General features: G+C 40.9%; 17 protein-coding genes and 2 tRNA genes. 13 read left to right on the top strand and 6 right to left on the bottom strand.

Translation table 11 applies throughout. The features are described from left to right. The 3 genes from LEP1GSC199_RS15490 to queF are packed head-to-tail and all read right to left on the bottom strand — an operon-like array spanning nucleotide 1 to nucleotide 875. Complete coding sequence (locus LEP1GSC199_RS15490; protein ID WP_002987396.1) at nucleotides 1–219, bottom strand: ferredoxin; 219 nt, start codon at nucleotides 217–219, stop codon at nucleotides 1–3. Continuing rightward, nucleotides 216–473 (bottom strand): SemiSWEET transporter, encoded by a 258-nt coding sequence (locus tag LEP1GSC199_RS15495; protein ID WP_002987187.1) that lies wholly within the window; start codon nucleotides 471–473, stop codon nucleotides 216–218. Before LEP1GSC199_RS15495 ends, LEP1GSC199_RS15490 begins: the two co-directional genes overlap by 4 nt. Continuing rightward, entirely contained in the window at nucleotides 474–875 is a 402-nt protein-coding gene (gene queF / locus LEP1GSC199_RS15500; protein WP_002987252.1) for a preQ(1) synthase, read from the bottom strand. It abuts the gene before it with no gap. A gap of 42 nt (nucleotides 876–917) precedes the next feature. On the opposite strand from queF, the gene guaA reads away from it, so the two are divergent. Further along, nucleotides 918–2,717 (top strand): glutamine-hydrolyzing GMP synthase, encoded by a 1,800-nt coding sequence (guaA, locus tag LEP1GSC199_RS15505; RefSeq protein ID WP_002987259.1) that lies wholly within the window; start codon nucleotides 918–920, stop codon nucleotides 2,715–2,717. A gap of 32 nt (nucleotides 2,718–2,749) precedes the next feature. Here guaA and LEP1GSC199_RS15510 read toward each other — a convergent pair whose 3' ends face one another. Continuing rightward, complete coding sequence (locus LEP1GSC199_RS15510) at nucleotides 2,750–3,163, bottom strand: LIMLP_04285 family protein (RefSeq protein ID WP_002987103.1); 414 nt, start codon at nucleotides 3,161–3,163, stop codon at nucleotides 2,750–2,752. A gap of 132 nt (nucleotides 3,164–3,295) precedes the next feature. Here LEP1GSC199_RS15510 and LEP1GSC199_RS15515 point away from each other — a divergent pair. Together LEP1GSC199_RS15515 and LEP1GSC199_RS15520 are read left to right on the top strand one after the other, a co-directional pair. Beyond that, nucleotides 3,296–3,366, top strand: a tRNA-Cys gene (locus LEP1GSC199_RS15515). 15 nt (nucleotides 3,367–3,381) lie between these two features. After that, a tRNA-Leu gene (locus LEP1GSC199_RS15520) sits at nucleotides 3,382–3,465 on the top strand. Between the two features lie 297 nt (nucleotides 3,466–3,762). On the opposite strand, the gene LEP1GSC199_RS15525 is transcribed toward LEP1GSC199_RS15520, so the two are convergent. Further along, nucleotides 3,763–5,646, bottom strand: a complete 1,884-nt coding sequence (locus tag LEP1GSC199_RS15525) for an O-antigen ligase family protein (RefSeq protein WP_002986940.1) — start codon at nucleotides 5,644–5,646, stop codon at nucleotides 3,763–3,765. 30 nt (nucleotides 5,647–5,676) lie between these two features. Here LEP1GSC199_RS15525 and LEP1GSC199_RS15530 point away from each other — a divergent pair, with 30 nt between their 5' ends. The 10 genes from LEP1GSC199_RS15530 to LEP1GSC199_RS15575 all read left to right on the top strand — a co-directional run bounded on the left by LEP1GSC199_RS15530 (nucleotide 5,677) and on the right by LEP1GSC199_RS15575 (nucleotide 14,316). Then, nucleotides 5,677–6,498: a glycosyltransferase family 2 protein gene (locus LEP1GSC199_RS15530; RefSeq protein ID WP_002987474.1), complete on the top strand. Its 822-nt coding sequence runs from the start codon at nucleotides 5,677–5,679 to the stop codon at nucleotides 6,496–6,498. After that, nucleotides 6,485–7,258, top strand: coding sequence for an LBBP_01157 family protein (locus tag LEP1GSC199_RS15535; protein WP_002987294.1), 774 nt, complete (start codon nucleotides 6,485–6,487; stop codon nucleotides 7,256–7,258). The genes LEP1GSC199_RS15530 and LEP1GSC199_RS15535 overlap by 14 nt, the downstream gene beginning before the upstream one ends. Continuing rightward, entirely contained in the window at nucleotides 7,248–7,835 is a 588-nt protein-coding gene (locus LEP1GSC199_RS15540; RefSeq protein WP_002987403.1) for a D-sedoheptulose 7-phosphate isomerase, read from the top strand. The genes LEP1GSC199_RS15535 and LEP1GSC199_RS15540 overlap by 11 nt, the downstream gene beginning before the upstream one ends. Continuing rightward, the gene (locus LEP1GSC199_RS15545) at nucleotides 7,822–8,577 is read left to right on the top strand and encodes an ATP-binding cassette domain-containing protein (RefSeq protein ID WP_002986990.1); all 756 of its coding nucleotides are present in this window, start codon (nucleotides 7,822–7,824) and stop codon (nucleotides 8,575–8,577) included. The genes LEP1GSC199_RS15540 and LEP1GSC199_RS15545 overlap by 14 nt, the downstream gene beginning before the upstream one ends. Further along, nucleotides 8,537–9,997 (top strand): FHA domain-containing protein, encoded by a 1,461-nt coding sequence (locus LEP1GSC199_RS15550; protein ID WP_039927057.1) that lies wholly within the window; start codon nucleotides 8,537–8,539, stop codon nucleotides 9,995–9,997. The genes LEP1GSC199_RS15545 and LEP1GSC199_RS15550 overlap by 41 nt, the downstream gene beginning before the upstream one ends. A gap of 5 nt (nucleotides 9,998–10,002) precedes the next feature. Further along, nucleotides 10,003–10,830, top strand: a complete 828-nt coding sequence (locus LEP1GSC199_RS15555) for a hypothetical protein (RefSeq protein WP_002987284.1) — start codon at nucleotides 10,003–10,005, stop codon at nucleotides 10,828–10,830. Between the two features lie 77 nt (nucleotides 10,831–10,907). Continuing rightward, entirely contained in the window at nucleotides 10,908–12,302 is a 1,395-nt protein-coding gene (gene leuC / locus LEP1GSC199_RS15560; protein ID WP_002987038.1) for a 3-isopropylmalate dehydratase large subunit, read from the top strand. 1 nt (nucleotide 12,303) lies between these two features. Next, entirely contained in the window at nucleotides 12,304–12,930 is a 627-nt protein-coding gene (gene leuD / locus LEP1GSC199_RS15565) for a 3-isopropylmalate dehydratase small subunit (RefSeq protein ID WP_002987154.1), read from the top strand. A gap of 7 nt (nucleotides 12,931–12,937) precedes the next feature. Next, a complete protein-coding gene (locus tag LEP1GSC199_RS15570) occupies nucleotides 12,938–13,315 on the top strand; it encodes an FKBP-type peptidyl-prolyl cis-trans isomerase (RefSeq protein WP_002986999.1) in 378 nt (125 codons plus the stop codon). Next, nucleotides 13,315–14,316 carry a PLP-dependent cysteine synthase family protein gene (locus LEP1GSC199_RS15575; protein WP_002987302.1) on the top strand — a complete coding sequence of 334 codons (1,002 nt, stop codon included), beginning with the start codon at nucleotides 13,315–13,317 and terminating at the stop codon, nucleotides 14,314–14,316. The genes LEP1GSC199_RS15570 and LEP1GSC199_RS15575 overlap by 1 nt, the downstream gene beginning before the upstream one ends. Here LEP1GSC199_RS15575 and LEP1GSC199_RS15580 read toward each other — a convergent pair. Beyond that, entirely contained in the window at nucleotides 14,313–16,019 is a 1,707-nt protein-coding gene (locus LEP1GSC199_RS15580) for a patatin-like phospholipase family protein (RefSeq protein WP_002987413.1), read from the bottom strand. The genes LEP1GSC199_RS15575 and LEP1GSC199_RS15580 overlap by 4 nt on opposite strands. Nucleotides 16,020–16,140 lie beyond the last annotated feature (121 nt).

The raw sequence follows: 16,140 nt of genomic DNA on the forward strand, positions 1-16,140 counted from the left end.
CTAATGCTTTTTCCAGTGGATACATTCCCCTGGGCATTCATCCATTTCCTTCTGCACCTTTTTTGTATCTTCCTCTGGGATAGCCGCATCATTGATGGAAGCACCAGCGATATGGGTTTGAGATACATCATCCTCATCCATCATAAAATACTTTGGCATATTATCTGCACACTGATTACAAGAAGTACAATTGTCTTTGTCTACATAAGCCTTTCTCATGTTTTCTCCTCTGTTGTAAGTTTATAATATAAAATAATTGATACGAAAAAAATGGTAACTGCATTTGCGAGAATGATGGGAAAATCAGATCGCAATATTCCATAAACAAACCACAAAAGTACACCTAAAAAAAACATAATGTACATATTGCGACTGATGTCTCTAGTTTGTTTGGTCATGACAACCCGTAACACTTGAGGAAGAAAGGAAACTGTGGTTAAAAATGCAGCAATATAGCCAATTAGGTTTTCCATTTAGGCCTTATACTCTCGCTTCACAATTGTTTTCACACCGCCCCGAACGTTGTAATCACCCACCACTTTCACATACATTGGGTTTACGGCGGCAACAAAGTCTTCTAAGATTTTGTTCACTACATTTTCGTGGAAAATTCCCACATTTCGGTAGGACATCATGTATTCTTTCAGAGATTTGAGTTCCACACAACGATCTCTCGGAATGTATTCAATAAAAATGGATCCAAAGTCAGGAAGGCCCGTTTTCGGGCAGACGGCGGTAAATTCTGGGATGGTAAATTCGATATTGTATTCTTTTCCGGCATAAACGTTGGCAAACCATTCGATTTCCGGGGTTTTCCAGGACGGGATATGGTCTTGTTTGTCCTCGTAAGAAGATTCTGATTTTTTTTCCGACATTTGTTTACCCCGACAATTGCAAAATTATTTTGGAATCATCCCATGAAAAGTGATAAAAAAATTGCAGTCGTCGATTTCGGCGGTCAATACGCTCACCTCATCGCTTCCCGTATCAGAAGGCTTGGAGCCTATACGGAAATCCTTTCCAATGAAGAACCATTGTCTGTTTATGCGTCCTATGCTGGAATCATTCTATCAGGAGGACCGAGCAGTGTTTATGAAAAAGGGGCACCACTTCTACCAGAAGGTTTTTTTAAAACATCAGTTCCCATTTTAGGAATCTGTTATGGTCACCAACTTTTGATGAAAGCTCTTGGAGGAGAGGTTGTTTCTTCCAATTCCAAAGAATACGGTCCAGCCATTCTCGAAATTCAAAATCCAAATTCATTACTTTCGAGGTCACTTTCTCCCAAAACAAAAGTTTGGATGAGCCACGGGGATGAAGTCGTTCGAATGCCCGAGGGGTTTAAAATTGTAGCTTCATCAGATAATTGTCGTTATGCGTTTGTTTCTAATGAGTCCAAAAAACAATTTGGGATCCAATTTCATCCTGAAGTCACTCACTCCGAAGAAGGAGAAGTTCTCCTGAAGAACTTTGTGAATCTTTGCGGGGCTGGTTCGAGTTGGAGTATCTCACAATTTTTAGAAAAACAAATCTCCGAATTACAGAAGAAAGTTCCTGTAGGTAAAAATGTATTTTTATTAGTTTCTGGAGGAGTGGATTCTTCTGTTGCTTATCTACTTTTGGCCAAAGCTCTTGGGAAGGACCGAGTCAAAGGCCTTCTTGTCGATACAGGTTTTATGCGTAAAAATGAAGTGAAAGACTTAATGGACAATTTACACCATGTAGGTTTTGATCTCACCATTTGGGATGAAAGTGAAGTCTTTTACCAACATTTACAAAATGAATTTGATCCAGAGAAAAAACGCCGCATTGTGGGAGATCTATTTTTAGAAGCGCAAAGTAAAGCTACAGATTCCCTTGGTTTGGATTCCGAACATTGGCTTCTTGGTCAAGGAACCATTTATCCTGATACCATTGAATCTGGTGGAACTAAACATTCTCATAAAATTAAAACCCACCACAACCGTGTTCCACAAATTGAGAAACTCATCCAAGAAGGAAAGATTGTAGAACCGATTGCAGATTTGTACAAGGATGAAGTAAGGGAACTCGGTAGGCTTTTAGGGTTACCAGAACGTTGGATCGAACGCCACCCATTTCCAGGCCCTGGCCTTGTTGTGCGAATGATTGCGAGTCCCGAAACCCATCCTCCCAAGATTGATTTTTCTGATTTGGGGCTAACAGCCAAGAAGGCAGAAGTTAAAATTTTACCGATTCTTTCAGTGGGGGTGCAAGGCGACCAAAGAAGTTATGCGCACTGTGCGGTTTTAAATGATTTTACAACCAACTGGAACGAGTTAGACAAGTCTGCTGTTGAGATAACAAACTTTAAACGAGAAATCAACCGTGTGGTATTTGCCCCAGGGATCTCTACTTTTTCCGGCCCTTTTTATTATACCAGACTGAGTTTGGACAAAGGTCACTCGGATATCTTACGGGACGCAGATGCGATTGTGAACCAAATTCTTTACGATGAATCGATTCACAATTCGATTTGGCAGATGCCAGTGGTTTTAGTTCCCGTGGGTCTGCGGGCAAATTCTTATGGAGTGGTGCTTCGGCCAGTGGAATCTACAGAAGCCATGACTGCTAATTTTTACGAGATGGATCGTAAAATTTTAGATCGTATCACCAAAGAACTGTTAGCATTGCCACAAATCTCTTTAGTGTTGTATGATCTCACACACAAACCACCAGGAACGATAGAATGGGAGTAGGTGGTTTTTTTAAGTTTAATATACGTGTGTGATTAAGGTAATAAAAGCCAAAGGAGAGCCATTCCACCCATAGCGAATTCAGGAAGTTTTCTTCTGAAAAAACTCTGGTTTTCTGGGTTTTCTTTTGGTTCTTCGGATTTTGCCACTTCTGTCTTTGTTTCTTCTTTTGTTTCTTTGGATGAAAACAGAGAACCAAAAAATCCAGGTTTTGTTTCCTCTTTCGGCGTTTCCCAAACTACGGGAAGGGACACAACGTCCACAGCATTCTTTTTATATGCCTGTTTGGTTCCGTCTTTAGATTCTACTAAAACAGAATTGGCAGTCGGAGAGGAAGTTTTGACGTTTTCCAAAACCTCTTTGGTTGCTTTCACAGTCACTGTGTCTGCATAAGAAACTTGAGATACAATCGATAGAATGGAAACAGATAGTAGGGTCTTTACGTTCATATTTACAGCGCATTCTCTAGAAAGGGGGAAGCAATTTGATTTTTCTCTGAATTGTTACAATCTGATGAAAAGTGAAAACAGTTTCCATTTGACACCAGGCCTTCCTATTTTAGCCTATCCAAAGTCACGATTGGCGTCGTGGCCAAGTGGTAAGGCATGGCTCTGCAAAAGCTTGATCGCCGGTTCGAATCCGGCCGACGCCTAATCACGGATCATTCGCCTGGATGGTGGAATTGGTAGACACACAGGACTTAAAATCCTGTGGGAGTAATCCCGTGCGGGTTCGATTCCCGCTCCAGGTATAAATCGAACGATTGCGAGTCAAAAAAAACGTAGCGACCCATAGGGAGCGTAAGCGTTTTTTCCGAAGGCAGGAAGCCTGAGGTGACGAGTAGGACGGGCTTTAGGTCGAAAGGCCAGGATGGCCGGAGACCGAAGCGATTCCCGCGGACCATCTCAATCACACAAAACTAAAATCAACATCTCTTAAAACGTAGCGACCCCGCGCAGGCTTTATAAAAGCCGGAGGCGAAGTTGGCCTAAAGGGCCAAGGGTGGATGGAGCGTGAAGCCATTTTTCCGAAGGCAGGAAGCCTGACACTAATCGCAATTTCCTGAAATTTCAATCGCCGGTAGGAAAGGATTTTCTCCTTTCCAAGAATATAAAAATCCAAAATCAATAAATTCCACACCGGATCCCAAGTATGCTTTCGGGTTAACAAGAATTGAAACGATTTTCCTATCATTTAGAATTGTTTCCTTCTTCACAATTCGCTCTGACTGGACTCGGTATTCTTTGTCTTGGTCAAAACTTTCTCTTTTTCTTGTCTCTAGAACCAGTGAGTCGGGCAAATCCCCTTCAATTGTCCCTTCCCAATGGATTTTGATTTGGATTGGGTTTTCACGCACTTGGGCATCCGTATCAAAGTTGATCTTGTGGTCCAAACATCCTGAGAGTTTAAAATACAATTCCTTCGTTCCTGAAGGGAGAGCGACTGGACCATTCGCATTGATTGACGACTGTGCTAAGGGAAAGGGGGAATTTGTTTCCGTCCGCACTCTGTGGATGAAAAGTTCCTTTGCAGGAGTTTTTGTTAAATAAAAAGCACCAATACTTGAAATAAGAATCCAAAATAGAAGCAGACCATACACTTTGTTTTGAATTTTTCTGATCTGTCTTTTTTCTAGATCATCACTTTTGGGTTTGGATTTCGGCAAAAGGCATAAAATCCCAAGGAAAGGTAAGAGAACTTCATCATCTAACAAAAAACATTGGAAACTGCCGGCAAAGATTATGGTGAAAAAACCCAAATAGAAAAAAGTGTGTTTGTTTACAGTTAAGATGTTTTTTGTGGTTAAGTATAAAAAACCAAAAAAAGAAATTACAGATACCAATCCTCCCAAAATCCAAAAATGCAAAAAGTCAAAATGAGCATGGGATTTTGGCGTAATGGACAAATCATAATACAATTCTGGCCATTCTTTCACCAATGGAATTGCTTTTGATATAAACTCCGAAGGATAATTCCCACTACCGATCCCCCCAAAAAAAGAATCTTTTAAGATACCAAAATTCATTTTATGAATCCATACTCTTTGGTTCTCTAACGAACGTTTAGCGAATATATCATCAATGGCCCTTTGGAATAACCAGTTGTGCTGGTAGAGTAGAAAAGACAGAAAAAGGATCCCAAGGAGACCAAACCCAATCCAGGGAAGGATTTTTTTAATAGAAACCTTTTTTTGAAGAGAAAGAAGTATGAAACCGAAAAGTAATCCAAACCAAACCGATCGACTTTGGTTAAGAAAGAGTAAAACCAAACCTAAAAAAGAAAACCCAAGTAGATAAATGAGACTTAGCTTGTGTCTGGCTTTTTTTCTAAAGATATTAAAATTTCGCAGAGTTCTTACAAAGATTGAGGGAAGATATAGTGCCAGTAATCCACCATACGTTAGGTGGGTACTTTGAAATCCAATCGGCAAATAAAGAGGGAACTTTCCCATAACGTTTGCCAGTTGGTGGGGGAGGCGGCGGCCGGTTAGATACTGAAATCCATCCATCACAAAAGGAGCCAATCGGTAGGGAAAAAGAAGGGAAATAATTCCGGAAAGGATGAGAAATACGGCTCCTATTTCCACGGCTCGTTTTAATATTTTTTTCTGATTCCAAGTCAGACGAGAATGGTGTAACAATAGAAAACCCATCCAAATATCACCAAACTCGGATTTCATAAGAGTTCGTTTCCAATCAACAACATCCCAATGCAAAACTGGGGTGATTAAAAAACTGAGATAAAGAAGGAGCCAAAAAAGGAAATGAGATTCAAATCTTGGAAGCTTTTTTTGCCAAGCAGAATCCAGAAACAAAAAGAAAAGCGAAGTACCGGCAAAAATTTGGGAAAGGCTAATCGAAAACGGGGAAAGAATAAAGAAAAGGTATAGAAAAACAACGGAAATCTTATGAAATGTTTCTTTCCCAATCATATTTGGTTCTAAGAATAGGTTTTAACTCGTATGGAAGGCAAGAGAAAAAGAAAATTGTCGGTGGCCATCATCACCTTCAATGAAGAAAAAAATATCGGGGATTGTATCCGGTCCATCGAATCTGTAGCGGATGAAATTATTATTTTGGATTCTTTAAGCACAGACCGTACCAAAGAAATCGCAACTTCCTTTTCCAAAGTAAAATTCTACGAGTCTCCATTCCCTGGCCATGTCGAACAAAAGAACAAAGCCATTGGTTTTTGTTCGAACGATTGGATTCTTTCCCTTGATGCCGATGAACGCGCAGACAAAACTCTTGTCCATTCAATTGATTCCTTTTTAGAGTCAGAAGCCACGATGGTAGATGGATTTAAAATTGCTAGACTAACCTATCATTTGGGCCGTTGGATTCGGTATAGTGGATGGTATCCTCTCCGCAGATATCGATTGTTCCAAAAAAATGCCGCCACTTGGGTGGGGGAAAATCCGCATGATTACATCGAGTTAAAACCAGGTTCGGTTGGCAAAGTAATGAAAGGAGATATCCTTCATTATAGTTTCACTGATTTTAGCCACCAAATTACAACCATCAATCAGTTCTCCAGTATCGTTGCTTATACTCGTTATGCGAAAGGGGAAAGGTTTTCACTTGCCAAAACAATGTTTAAACCCTTCGGTAAGTTTTTAGAAATTTATATTTTCAAATTTGGTTTTTTAGACGGAATTCCTGGGCTTTGGATTGCCATTGCCTCTGCATTTTCGACCTTCCTTAAATTTGCTAAACTGTATGAACTAGATCGGAAGTATGTGGAACGGCCTTCCAATGTAAGAAAAGAGTATGGCAAAAACTAAAAAATCTTCTAAGAAAAGTTGGTTCACGAGGATTTTATCTTTTTTTGGATCCAAAGGGAAAACAAAAGAAGAAGACCCAGGGAAAAGAAAAAAAGAACCCAAAGCCTTTGCTTTGGAATGGGCCATGGCAATCGAGAATTGGAAAAAGAAACTCCGCACAAAACAAGTGGTTACGGGTGTGGTATTGGAAACACCCAAGTTTCGCTTAACAAAAACAAACGATAAATTGTTCCGGGCGGAAGGTGAAAACTACAGCCTAATTTTGGTTACAGGAAACCATTTGTATAAAAATAAAGAGGATAAGTGGGCTGGGGTATTATTTGTAGATGAAGGTGAGTTAGACAAAAATATTTCCAAAGACCTATCGGGACTTGATGGTTTACTTGCTGCGTTATCTATACCAAAAACTGATTTATTTTTAGATTCAGATAGTCCTAAAGAGGATTGGCGAATGGTTCTTTCTTGGAAAAGGTTTTGGCAAGAACAATTGGTTTTACAGATGAAACCAAATTCTATGGCTCTTGTGATGCTTGCCATCGGGGAGGAATGTCGGATTTTTTTTGAATCGGTTGCCACAGATAGGCAGAAACGATTGGTTAGAGACGAACTATTTTATTTGAATTTGGGAAATACTGACGAGAACAATCCTTATTCCAAAGCAAAAAACCTATTCGGATTTGGGACAGCCCTTGTCGAATTTGGAAATATCATAAGTAATATAAAAGAAAGAATGGAAAAGGAAGAAAACCATGAATCATAAATCACTCATTCAATCACAAATCGAAGATTCGATTGCCGTAAAACAACAGTTACTACCAGTCCTTTTGCCTTCCATTGAATCTGCTGGAAAATTGTTAGTAGAGTCTTTAAAACAAAATGGATTATTATACTTTTGTGGGAATGGTGGATCTAGTTGCGATGCTTCACATATTGCAGCAGAGCTTGTAGTTCGTTATAAATCGGGAAATGAAAGAAAAGCCATTCCTGCCCTTGCTCTCAACAGTGACCAAGCAGTTCTTACTGCTTGCTCCAATGATTATGGTTATGAATATGTATTTCAGAGGCAAGTCCAAGCCTTTGGAAAACCAACGGATGTTTTCGTTGGCCTGACGACTTCAGGGAATTCGCAGAACATCGTTTTGGCGGTAGAAGAGGCTAGAAAAATTGGAATGAAGGTTGTCCTTTTTTTAGGTGGGGATGGGGGAAAATTAAAAGGCAAAGCCGATGTGGAAATCATCGTCCCTTCCAAAATTACGGCAAGGATCCAAGAATGCCATATTCTCATTGGTCATATCCTTTGTAGCATCATTGAAAAGGAACTCTTTGACCTCGATTGATCCAAATGCTGTCCAAATTAAAAATGCCACCATCGAAACCAGTGATGGGCAAAAAATTTGGAAGGGAATTTCTTTAGAGATTAAGAAGGGGGTTGTCCACGGCATTATCGGTGAATCCGGATCGGGAAAATCGACACTCGGATTTTCTTTGTTTGGAATGGTTCCCAAGGGTTGTCATTTGTTTTACGATGTATTCTCTGTGCTCGGAGAAGATGTTTTATCGAAACGTTTAGGTTCTCGCTTGTTTTTGGTGCCACAAAATCCCAACGGAGCCTTCCATCCCTTTCGAACTATAGAGGCACAAATTAAAGATTTTTTTAAACTATCAGGACTTGATTCTGTATCGTATGAATCATTGTTTTTGATTTGGGACCAGTTGTCGATTCCTAGAAACCACTGGAAGGAATATGCAAGGACACTGTCTGGTGGTGAGAAACAGGGAATCCTTCTTTCTTTAGCTTTTTTACGAACTCCTGAAATTTTGGTATTGGATGAACCAACAACAGGCCTCGATGCCTTTTCTGAAAAAATTGTCTTGGAAACCGTCCAAAACCTTGCAAAAATGGGGATGACAGTTGTTTTTATTACGCACGAGTTTCGGATCGTCGAAAGTCTGGCCTCCCAAGTTACGATAATGAAACAAGGGGAAGTCGTAGAAACCATTTCGGTTCTAAACCAAAACCTGGAGCCAAAAACAGAATATGGAAAACAACTTAAGGAAGCTTCGCTACTTTTTCAGTAATTGGCATTTTCTGTTCCTTGTTTTGATTCCGACGGTTCTTTCTGCTGATCCTGGATTCAAACTTCGTTCCGTGGATGTTGGTTCCTATCCAGAAGTTAAAATCAGATTCCACTCGAACACTTCTTTTGATTCCAAAGGATTTGTTCTTTCAGAAAAATTGGATTCCAGTGCGCGGCTTACTGAGTCCTTTCGATTCGAAAAAACTGACTTAAAAAACCCAGTCCACTTATATATATCAATTCCTAGTTATACGAATGCTGAGGACAGGCGTTGGATCATCCAATTGGCAAACCAGTTGGTTAAGGTTGGCGAACAAAGTGGTGGAACATCCAAGTTACAAATCCAGTCTGATGAGAACAAACATTCCTTCGAACGAATTCGTTCTAATGTATTAGATATTTCTTTTCCATTTCCTAAAGTACCAGCTCCTAACTATCCGATTCGGAATTGGGAGAATTTTCTTGAGGGCATTCCCAAAAACCAGTCCTCCGAAGACCATATCCTCGTCTTTGTCAGTTTTGCTCCCGAATGGCAGGATCGTTTTGAAATTCCGGAACTGGCAAAACGAATTCGGAATAAGAATTTGCAGCTAATTGTACTCGCACCTAGCTCTTTAGAAGCCACCAAACTTGCAAGTTATGCGAATGGAAGGCACTATCCTATTTCCAAATCAGATAGTTATTCTGATTTGTTTTCCTATCTACGTGCTCTGGGTCATGAAGATTATGAATTGGTTTATTTTTCCCCATGGAACCTTTCTCGATGGAAAACAAACTTTGTCTCGGGGGGACTCGTTTCTGTAGACCAGGGCATTCGATTTGAATTCCAATACGAACTTTCTTTTTTCCGATCGTTATACTTACAAATATCCGATCCTTTATTCTTTTTTCCTGTGAGTTTCTTTCTCATTTTTCTTTGTTTGGCGGCGTTATACTATTTACGTGGATACGAAGAATCAAGTCGAAGTTTGGTGTCCGTAACAAATACTGAGTCTGAATTTTCGGAACGAAAAGAAGAACTCCAAGTTTACGACCGGATGTATGGGGAGACTATGGAAAAAGCGGCTCGCGACCGTGAGATTGCTTTGGCTATTGCAGAAAAGGCGACTCTTCCCGGAGCATCGTATTCCTATGCTGTCCTTATGATAAGAGATGGAAATCATTACCCAGACCAATTTCCAATACAATTTGACGAAGTGACCATTGGAAGTTGGGAATCAAATCATCTTGTCCTCCAGGACCCTACAGTTGCAGGTATTCACGCGAAGATAAAAAACAGAAAGGGTAAGTATATATTGTTTGATTGTGTATCACAATCAGGGGTATATTTAAACGGTAGGAAGTTACTTCGTCCCAAGGTTCTCCATAATTTGGACGAGATTCAAATTGGTAAAACAATCCTGTCGTTTCGAGGTAGGTAGAGAATATGAATTGGATGATGAGTAAGATTTTTATTTTCCTATTGGTATTTGTTGTAATTTTGTCCACGGTTCATTGTTCAGGTGAGACCTCCAAGAATGATACAGCCACATCATTATTATTAGCCAAAGAATCTGGCACTAATGGTTGTACGGTGGCAGGACTTGGAACCCAAATTAAGGCAGGTTATACGGGAATCACAACCACAGCTAAATCTGTTTCCTTTGGTCTTTCTGGGGATACACATTATGCAGTGATGCAGATAGCAGGAGCGCAGATTGGAACAAGAGTCGTACTTTCTCGTTATGCGAAACTAACTGTTTATGTTTCCAGCAGTTGCCCATTGGATTTATCATCAGCGATTTTAGCCAAAGATGGCACGGAATACACAAAGGTAGAATCACCTGAAACAATCATTAATTTTACAAAATCGGGAAGTTACTTAATTTACCTTTACCAAAAGGAAGATCCAAGCTCCTATCCTTTGACGGTTCTCACGGATGGAACTCCTGTCCAGGTTATTTCCGATTCCGATCTAACTGATATTTTGAATGGCGGGTCTACAAAAACATTTAAATTTGCCTGTGATTTGGGATCTGGGGTTTGCCAAAACTATTACGGGTATCTGACTAGTTGTCTATCGGGAACCAAACAGACAGCCAAATGCACTGAGACCGGTGCCGTGGGTTCCTGCAAAGTAACTCAGTCTGGAGTGGGTTATATCATCAGTGTCTATACGGCTCCTCTCACCGGTGGAGGCGGTGGAACTGCCGCTACAGATTGCACTGGAGTTTCAGGAACCTATCTAGACGGATCTACCATCCAAACCCCTTAGAACTTCTCTATTTTTCCAAATTCCCTGGACATACCACCCCATGTCCGAGTTATGACTGGAAGTGAGGGAGTCTAGTTATGAAAACCATGTTTGAGAAGATTTGGAATGACCATTTGGTCCACGAGGATGATGGGACCTGCCTCATCTATATCGACAGACACCTCGTCCATGAGGTAACAAGCCCGCAGGCCTTTGAAAGCTTAAAATTAACCAACCGAAAAGTGCGTCGTCCCGATGCTACCTTCGCCACTATGGACCATAACGTTTCTACGAGAACTCGTGATTGGAAATCTGTGGATCCCATCTCTGTCCTTCAAATGCAAACGCTGATGGACAACTGTAAAGAAAACGAAATTACCTTATTTGATATCAACCATCCAGACAATGGAATTGTTCACGTGGTGGCGCCAGAACTTGGACTCACACACCCAGGTATGACTATTGTATGTGGAGATTCGCATACAGCAACTCATGGTGCTTTTGGTGCACTTGCATTTGGAATTGGAACTTCGGAAGTGGAACATGTTCTTGCTACACAAACCCTTGTCCAAAAGAAACCAAAAACTTTAGAGATTCGAGTGGATGGAAAACTTTCTCCACTAGTTTCTGCGAAGGACATTGTTCTTGCGATCATCGGTAAAATTGGAACTGATGGGGCGACCGGTTATGTGATCGAATTTACTGGTGAAGCAATTCGTTCTCTCAGTATGGAAGGTCGTATGACCATTTGTAATATGGCCATTGAAGCGGGCGCTCGTGCTGGTCTTATTTCACCTGATGACACAACCATAAGTTATATCAAAGGAAGAGACTTCGCTCCGAAAGGAGAAGAATTTGATGTAGCAGCTGCTAAGTGGAAAGCGTATGCAACGGATGTTGGTGCTCAGTTTGATAAAACGGTTACGCTAAATGCAAGTGAAATTGCACCGATGGTATCTTGGGGAACTTCTCCAGGCCAAGTGATTCCTGTGACATCTCCCGTTCCTGGACCTGCGGATTTCACCGATCCGATTCAGAAAAAATCAGCAGAGTCAGCACTTGCTTATATGGATTTAAAACCAGGGCAGAAACTTTCCGATGTAAAGGTGAATAAAGTTTTTATTGGATCTTGCACGAACTCTCGTATCGAAGACCTTCGAGTAGTAGCAGACACCGTTAAGGGTAAGAAGGTAAGTAAAGAAGTCGAAGCCATCATTGTACCCGGTTCTGGTCGAGTGAAACGACAAGCCGAACAAGAAGGTTTAGATAAGATATTTTTAGAAGCTGGTTTCCAATGGAGAAACCCAGGTTGTTCTATGTGCCTTGCGATGAATGATGATGTACTATCGCCGGGAGATCGTTGTGCTTCCACTTCGAACAGGAATTTTGAAGGAAGACAAGGGAAGGGGGGACGCACCCACCTAGTAGGACCTGCGATGGCAGCAGCTGTCGCAGTAGAAGGACATTTTGTAGACATTCGGGAGTGGAAATAAGATGAAAGCATTTACGAAATTAAAAGGAATCGCAGCCCTTCTTGATAAGGCAAACGTAGACACAGACCAAATCATCCCCAAACAATTCCTTCGTAAAATTGAAAGGTCTGGATTTGGACAACACCTCTTCCATGACTGGAGGTTTTTAGACGATGCTGGAAAAAAACCAAATCCCGAATTTGTGCTTAACGCACCAAGATACCAAGGAGCAAACATCCTTGTGACTCGGGACAACTTTGGTTGTGGATCTTCTAGAGAACATGCTCCTTGGGCTTTGGAAGATTATGGATTTCGTTCCATCCTTTCTCCGTCCTATGCAGATATCTTTTATAATAACTGTTTTAAAAATGGTATGTTACCCATCGTATTGCCAGAAGCACAGATAGAAGAAATCTTCCAAACCATCGATAAAAAACCAGGTGCCAACTTGGAAATCGATTTAGAAAACCAAGTGGTGATCACAGAAGAGGGTAAAAAATATCCATTCGAAGTGGATGCCTTTCGTAAACACTGCCTTCTCAATGGTTTGGATGATATTGGACTTACTCTTCAAAAAGCCGATTTTATTCAAAAATTTGAGGTAAAGAACCAAAAAGAAGTTCCCTGGTTGTACGCAAAAACTGTATAATTGTTGTATGAAACTGTTTTCTCTTTTTGTAGGTTTTTTATTTTTAGCAAGCGGACTTTCTGCTGAAGAGCTTCTTATCCAGGACACCAAACAAGGATTAGGAAGAGAGGCCATTCGTGGAACGACAGTAGTCGTTCATTACACAGGAAAGTTAACCAATGGTAAGGTATTTGATTCTTCTGTGGATCGTGGTGAACCTTTTAGTTTCCAACTGGGCCAAGGTCAAGTCATTCAAGGTTGGGAACGTGGGATCGTAGGAATGAAAGAAGGTGGAAAGCGAAAGTTGACCATTCCTCCTCAATATGGTTATGGTGCTCGTGCCATTGGACCGATTCCTGCCAACTCAACACTTATCTTTGACGTGGAACTGATTAAAGTAAAATAATGATAGATCCAATTTCCAAAGGCATCGACGACTTAGGCAATAGCCTATTGCAAGCGTTGAATAATGTACAAGGTATCTTTGGAAAGGAACTTTCCGTTGCAAAACCCATCCATGACAATATCCTACAACTTATTGGAAACACACCGCTGATTCGATTGAATCGAATTGGATCAGAGTATACGGGTGTACAGTTTTATCTTAAGGCCGAATTTTTAAATCCTACTGGTTCTGCCAAAGACCGAACCGCCCTAGCAATGTATATGGATGCGGAAAGAAGAGGGAAACTAAAAAAAGGAATGTCAGTCGTTCTTGTGGGTGCAGGTTCCTCTTCGGTTAGTTTTACTTGGATCGGGAAAGTAAAAGGGTATCCCGTGTATTGTCTCGTTCCCCTCCAGACAACTCCAGATCGCATTCAGTTATTACGTAGTTATGGGGCCGAAGTCACTGTCAGCAATGAATCGGATATTGGTCGGCTCACAGAACTTGCCGAAGAAAAAGCCAAAAAGTTGGGTGGATGGATTCCCGATGAGGCTTCTAATCCTGCAAATCCCAATTTTCATTTCAAAACGACTGGCCCTGAGATTTGGAGAGACCTACAAGGAAAAGTGGGTGCTGTGATTTCTGCTCCCGGATCAGGCGGGGCGATTACGGGAATTGGCCGGTATTTAAAATCCCAAGACCGTAGGGTCAAAGTCATTATTGCTGGAAAACAAAACTCACCATTTATGGAATACGGAAAAACGGACAACCCTAAAGAAAGGGAAAGAATCCAACTCCCGGCGGTTTATGATCCAAAATTGATAGACCACTATTTCCATGTCACAAAGGATGAAGCCTTACACTTGCAAGCTGACCTTTATGAAAAAGAAGGAATCTTTGCTGGACTCACAACAGGCACCGTGATCACGGGGGCCCTTCGGTTTTCAGAATCAATTCCGGAATCTGAAAGAAACGAAAGAAACCCCTTTAATATTGTGATCCTCTCTCCAGATAAAGATTAAGTTTTTTCGCTAAACAATTGTCTGAGTTCTGGTAATGAACTTTTAGTGACCGTTTCTCCTAATTGGATGAATTCGTTACTTCTCCAAAACTCAAACCAATTGGAATTCGGCAGAATTGGATTCAAATACACATCTGCTTCCTGAGCACTGTACTTTCCGATCCGGTATTGGAGGGAATATAAACTATTCACGATGATATCCAAAACATTCAAATTGAGTAGTTTGTTTGTTTTCATCTCATCTTTGGAACTCGGCATAGAATTGATGGCGATGATCTTCTGGACCCCTTCATGAGTTAGGGCGGACACTGGTAGGGGGTTCACGATTCCTCCATCCACATAAGTTTTCCCATTCTCTTGGGGTTGAGGGACAAAAACTCCTGGGATGGATATACTTGCCATTACGGCATCGAGAACCTTTCCTTCTGAGAGAACAATTTCTTGCCTAGTGGAAATATCACAACTAATGAGTCTTAGTTTAATGGGGAGGTCTTCAAAATATAAATCCCCTAGATACTTTTCAAGTAGAGACCGTACATGTTTTCCGTGCAAAAGTCCCTGGCCTGGAAAAGACAAATCCACAAGTTTGAACATTTTGAAGATACTATCGATTTCAGCAAGAAGTGGTAAAATGCCTTTGTAACCGAGTCCGCTAGCCCAGAAAGCGCCAATGACGGCTCCAATACTTGTTCCCGCGATCATATCGGGAATGATTCCTTCTTCGTCCATGACCTTCATGATTCCCACTTGGGCTAGACCCAAGGCAGCACCCCCACCCAGGGCCACACCAATTTGGACACCGGAGAGTTCTCTTGCCTTTCTTCTGATATGAATTTCCCATTTTCCGTGGTCGATCAAATCTCTGATATTGGTTTCATGATAGAGAATTTCATTTTCCTTGGATTCACTGGTAATGGAATCACATAGATTGATTTTTTTATCGGGGGAAAGATAATTTTCAATATGATCAGCTTCTTCGATTAACAGTTGTTTTAGGTCTTCGTCTGTCTCTGGAAACACTTCCAAAAAGATAAAAGAATGACTTGCATAATGTTTGCCGAGAGTTTCTTTGATTCGATCAGAGTCTTTGAATTTATAAGATTTAACATAAGGATTGTCGGTTTGGCCATTTTGGGAAAAGTGTAGGATTACTGATTTTTTTCCCGATTCCACTTCTATGGATGCAACCAATTCCTCAGCCAAACGGTCTTTGGCAATAGGGTCAGAATGTACAAGGCAAACGACTGAATTGCGAAAGTATTCTCGTCCGCCGAGGAGCTCTCCCCGGAGAGACTTGGTGAGCATTTTGGAAAAGGTGATGGATAAATAAGGAATTTTTTGGATTAATTTTTGGAATCCTGATTGGGACAAAACAAGAAATCTTGATTCCGTAACAGTAACGGCCGTATGGTTGTGTTTTTCTCCTGTGAGTAAGGATTGGATTCCGAAGTATTCTCCTTTTTTGAGATATTGAACTTCTTCCTCGCGTTTTCCTTCTCCTTTTTTTGGGAGAAACAATTTGATCCCACCAGAAAGAATTAAAAATAAACTTCGATTCCCATCTCCAGCAGTGAATAAAACTTCCTCACGTTCGGATTCGACTATATGAACCGCTTCGGCCACCCAAACCTTTTCCTTCCGAGAGAGACTTCGAAACAAGGGTAGGCTTGAGACAAGGTGGATTTTTCCTTCTAGATCTTTCATAGGGGCCTCTTCCACCAGAATTTCAAAGAGGAAAGTGAAAGAAATTTCGTTTTTTGTTAATTTCTAAAAAATTTCATTGACTACTTGTATGTTAAGTAGTAATTGTATGTTTAGCAAACAG

It is taken from the genome of Leptospira vanthielii serovar Holland str. Waz Holland = ATCC 700522 (genome assembly GCF_000332455.1).
GTDB classification, from domain to species: Bacteria; Spirochaetota; Leptospiria; order Leptospirales; family Leptospiraceae; genus Leptospira_A; species Leptospira_A vanthielii.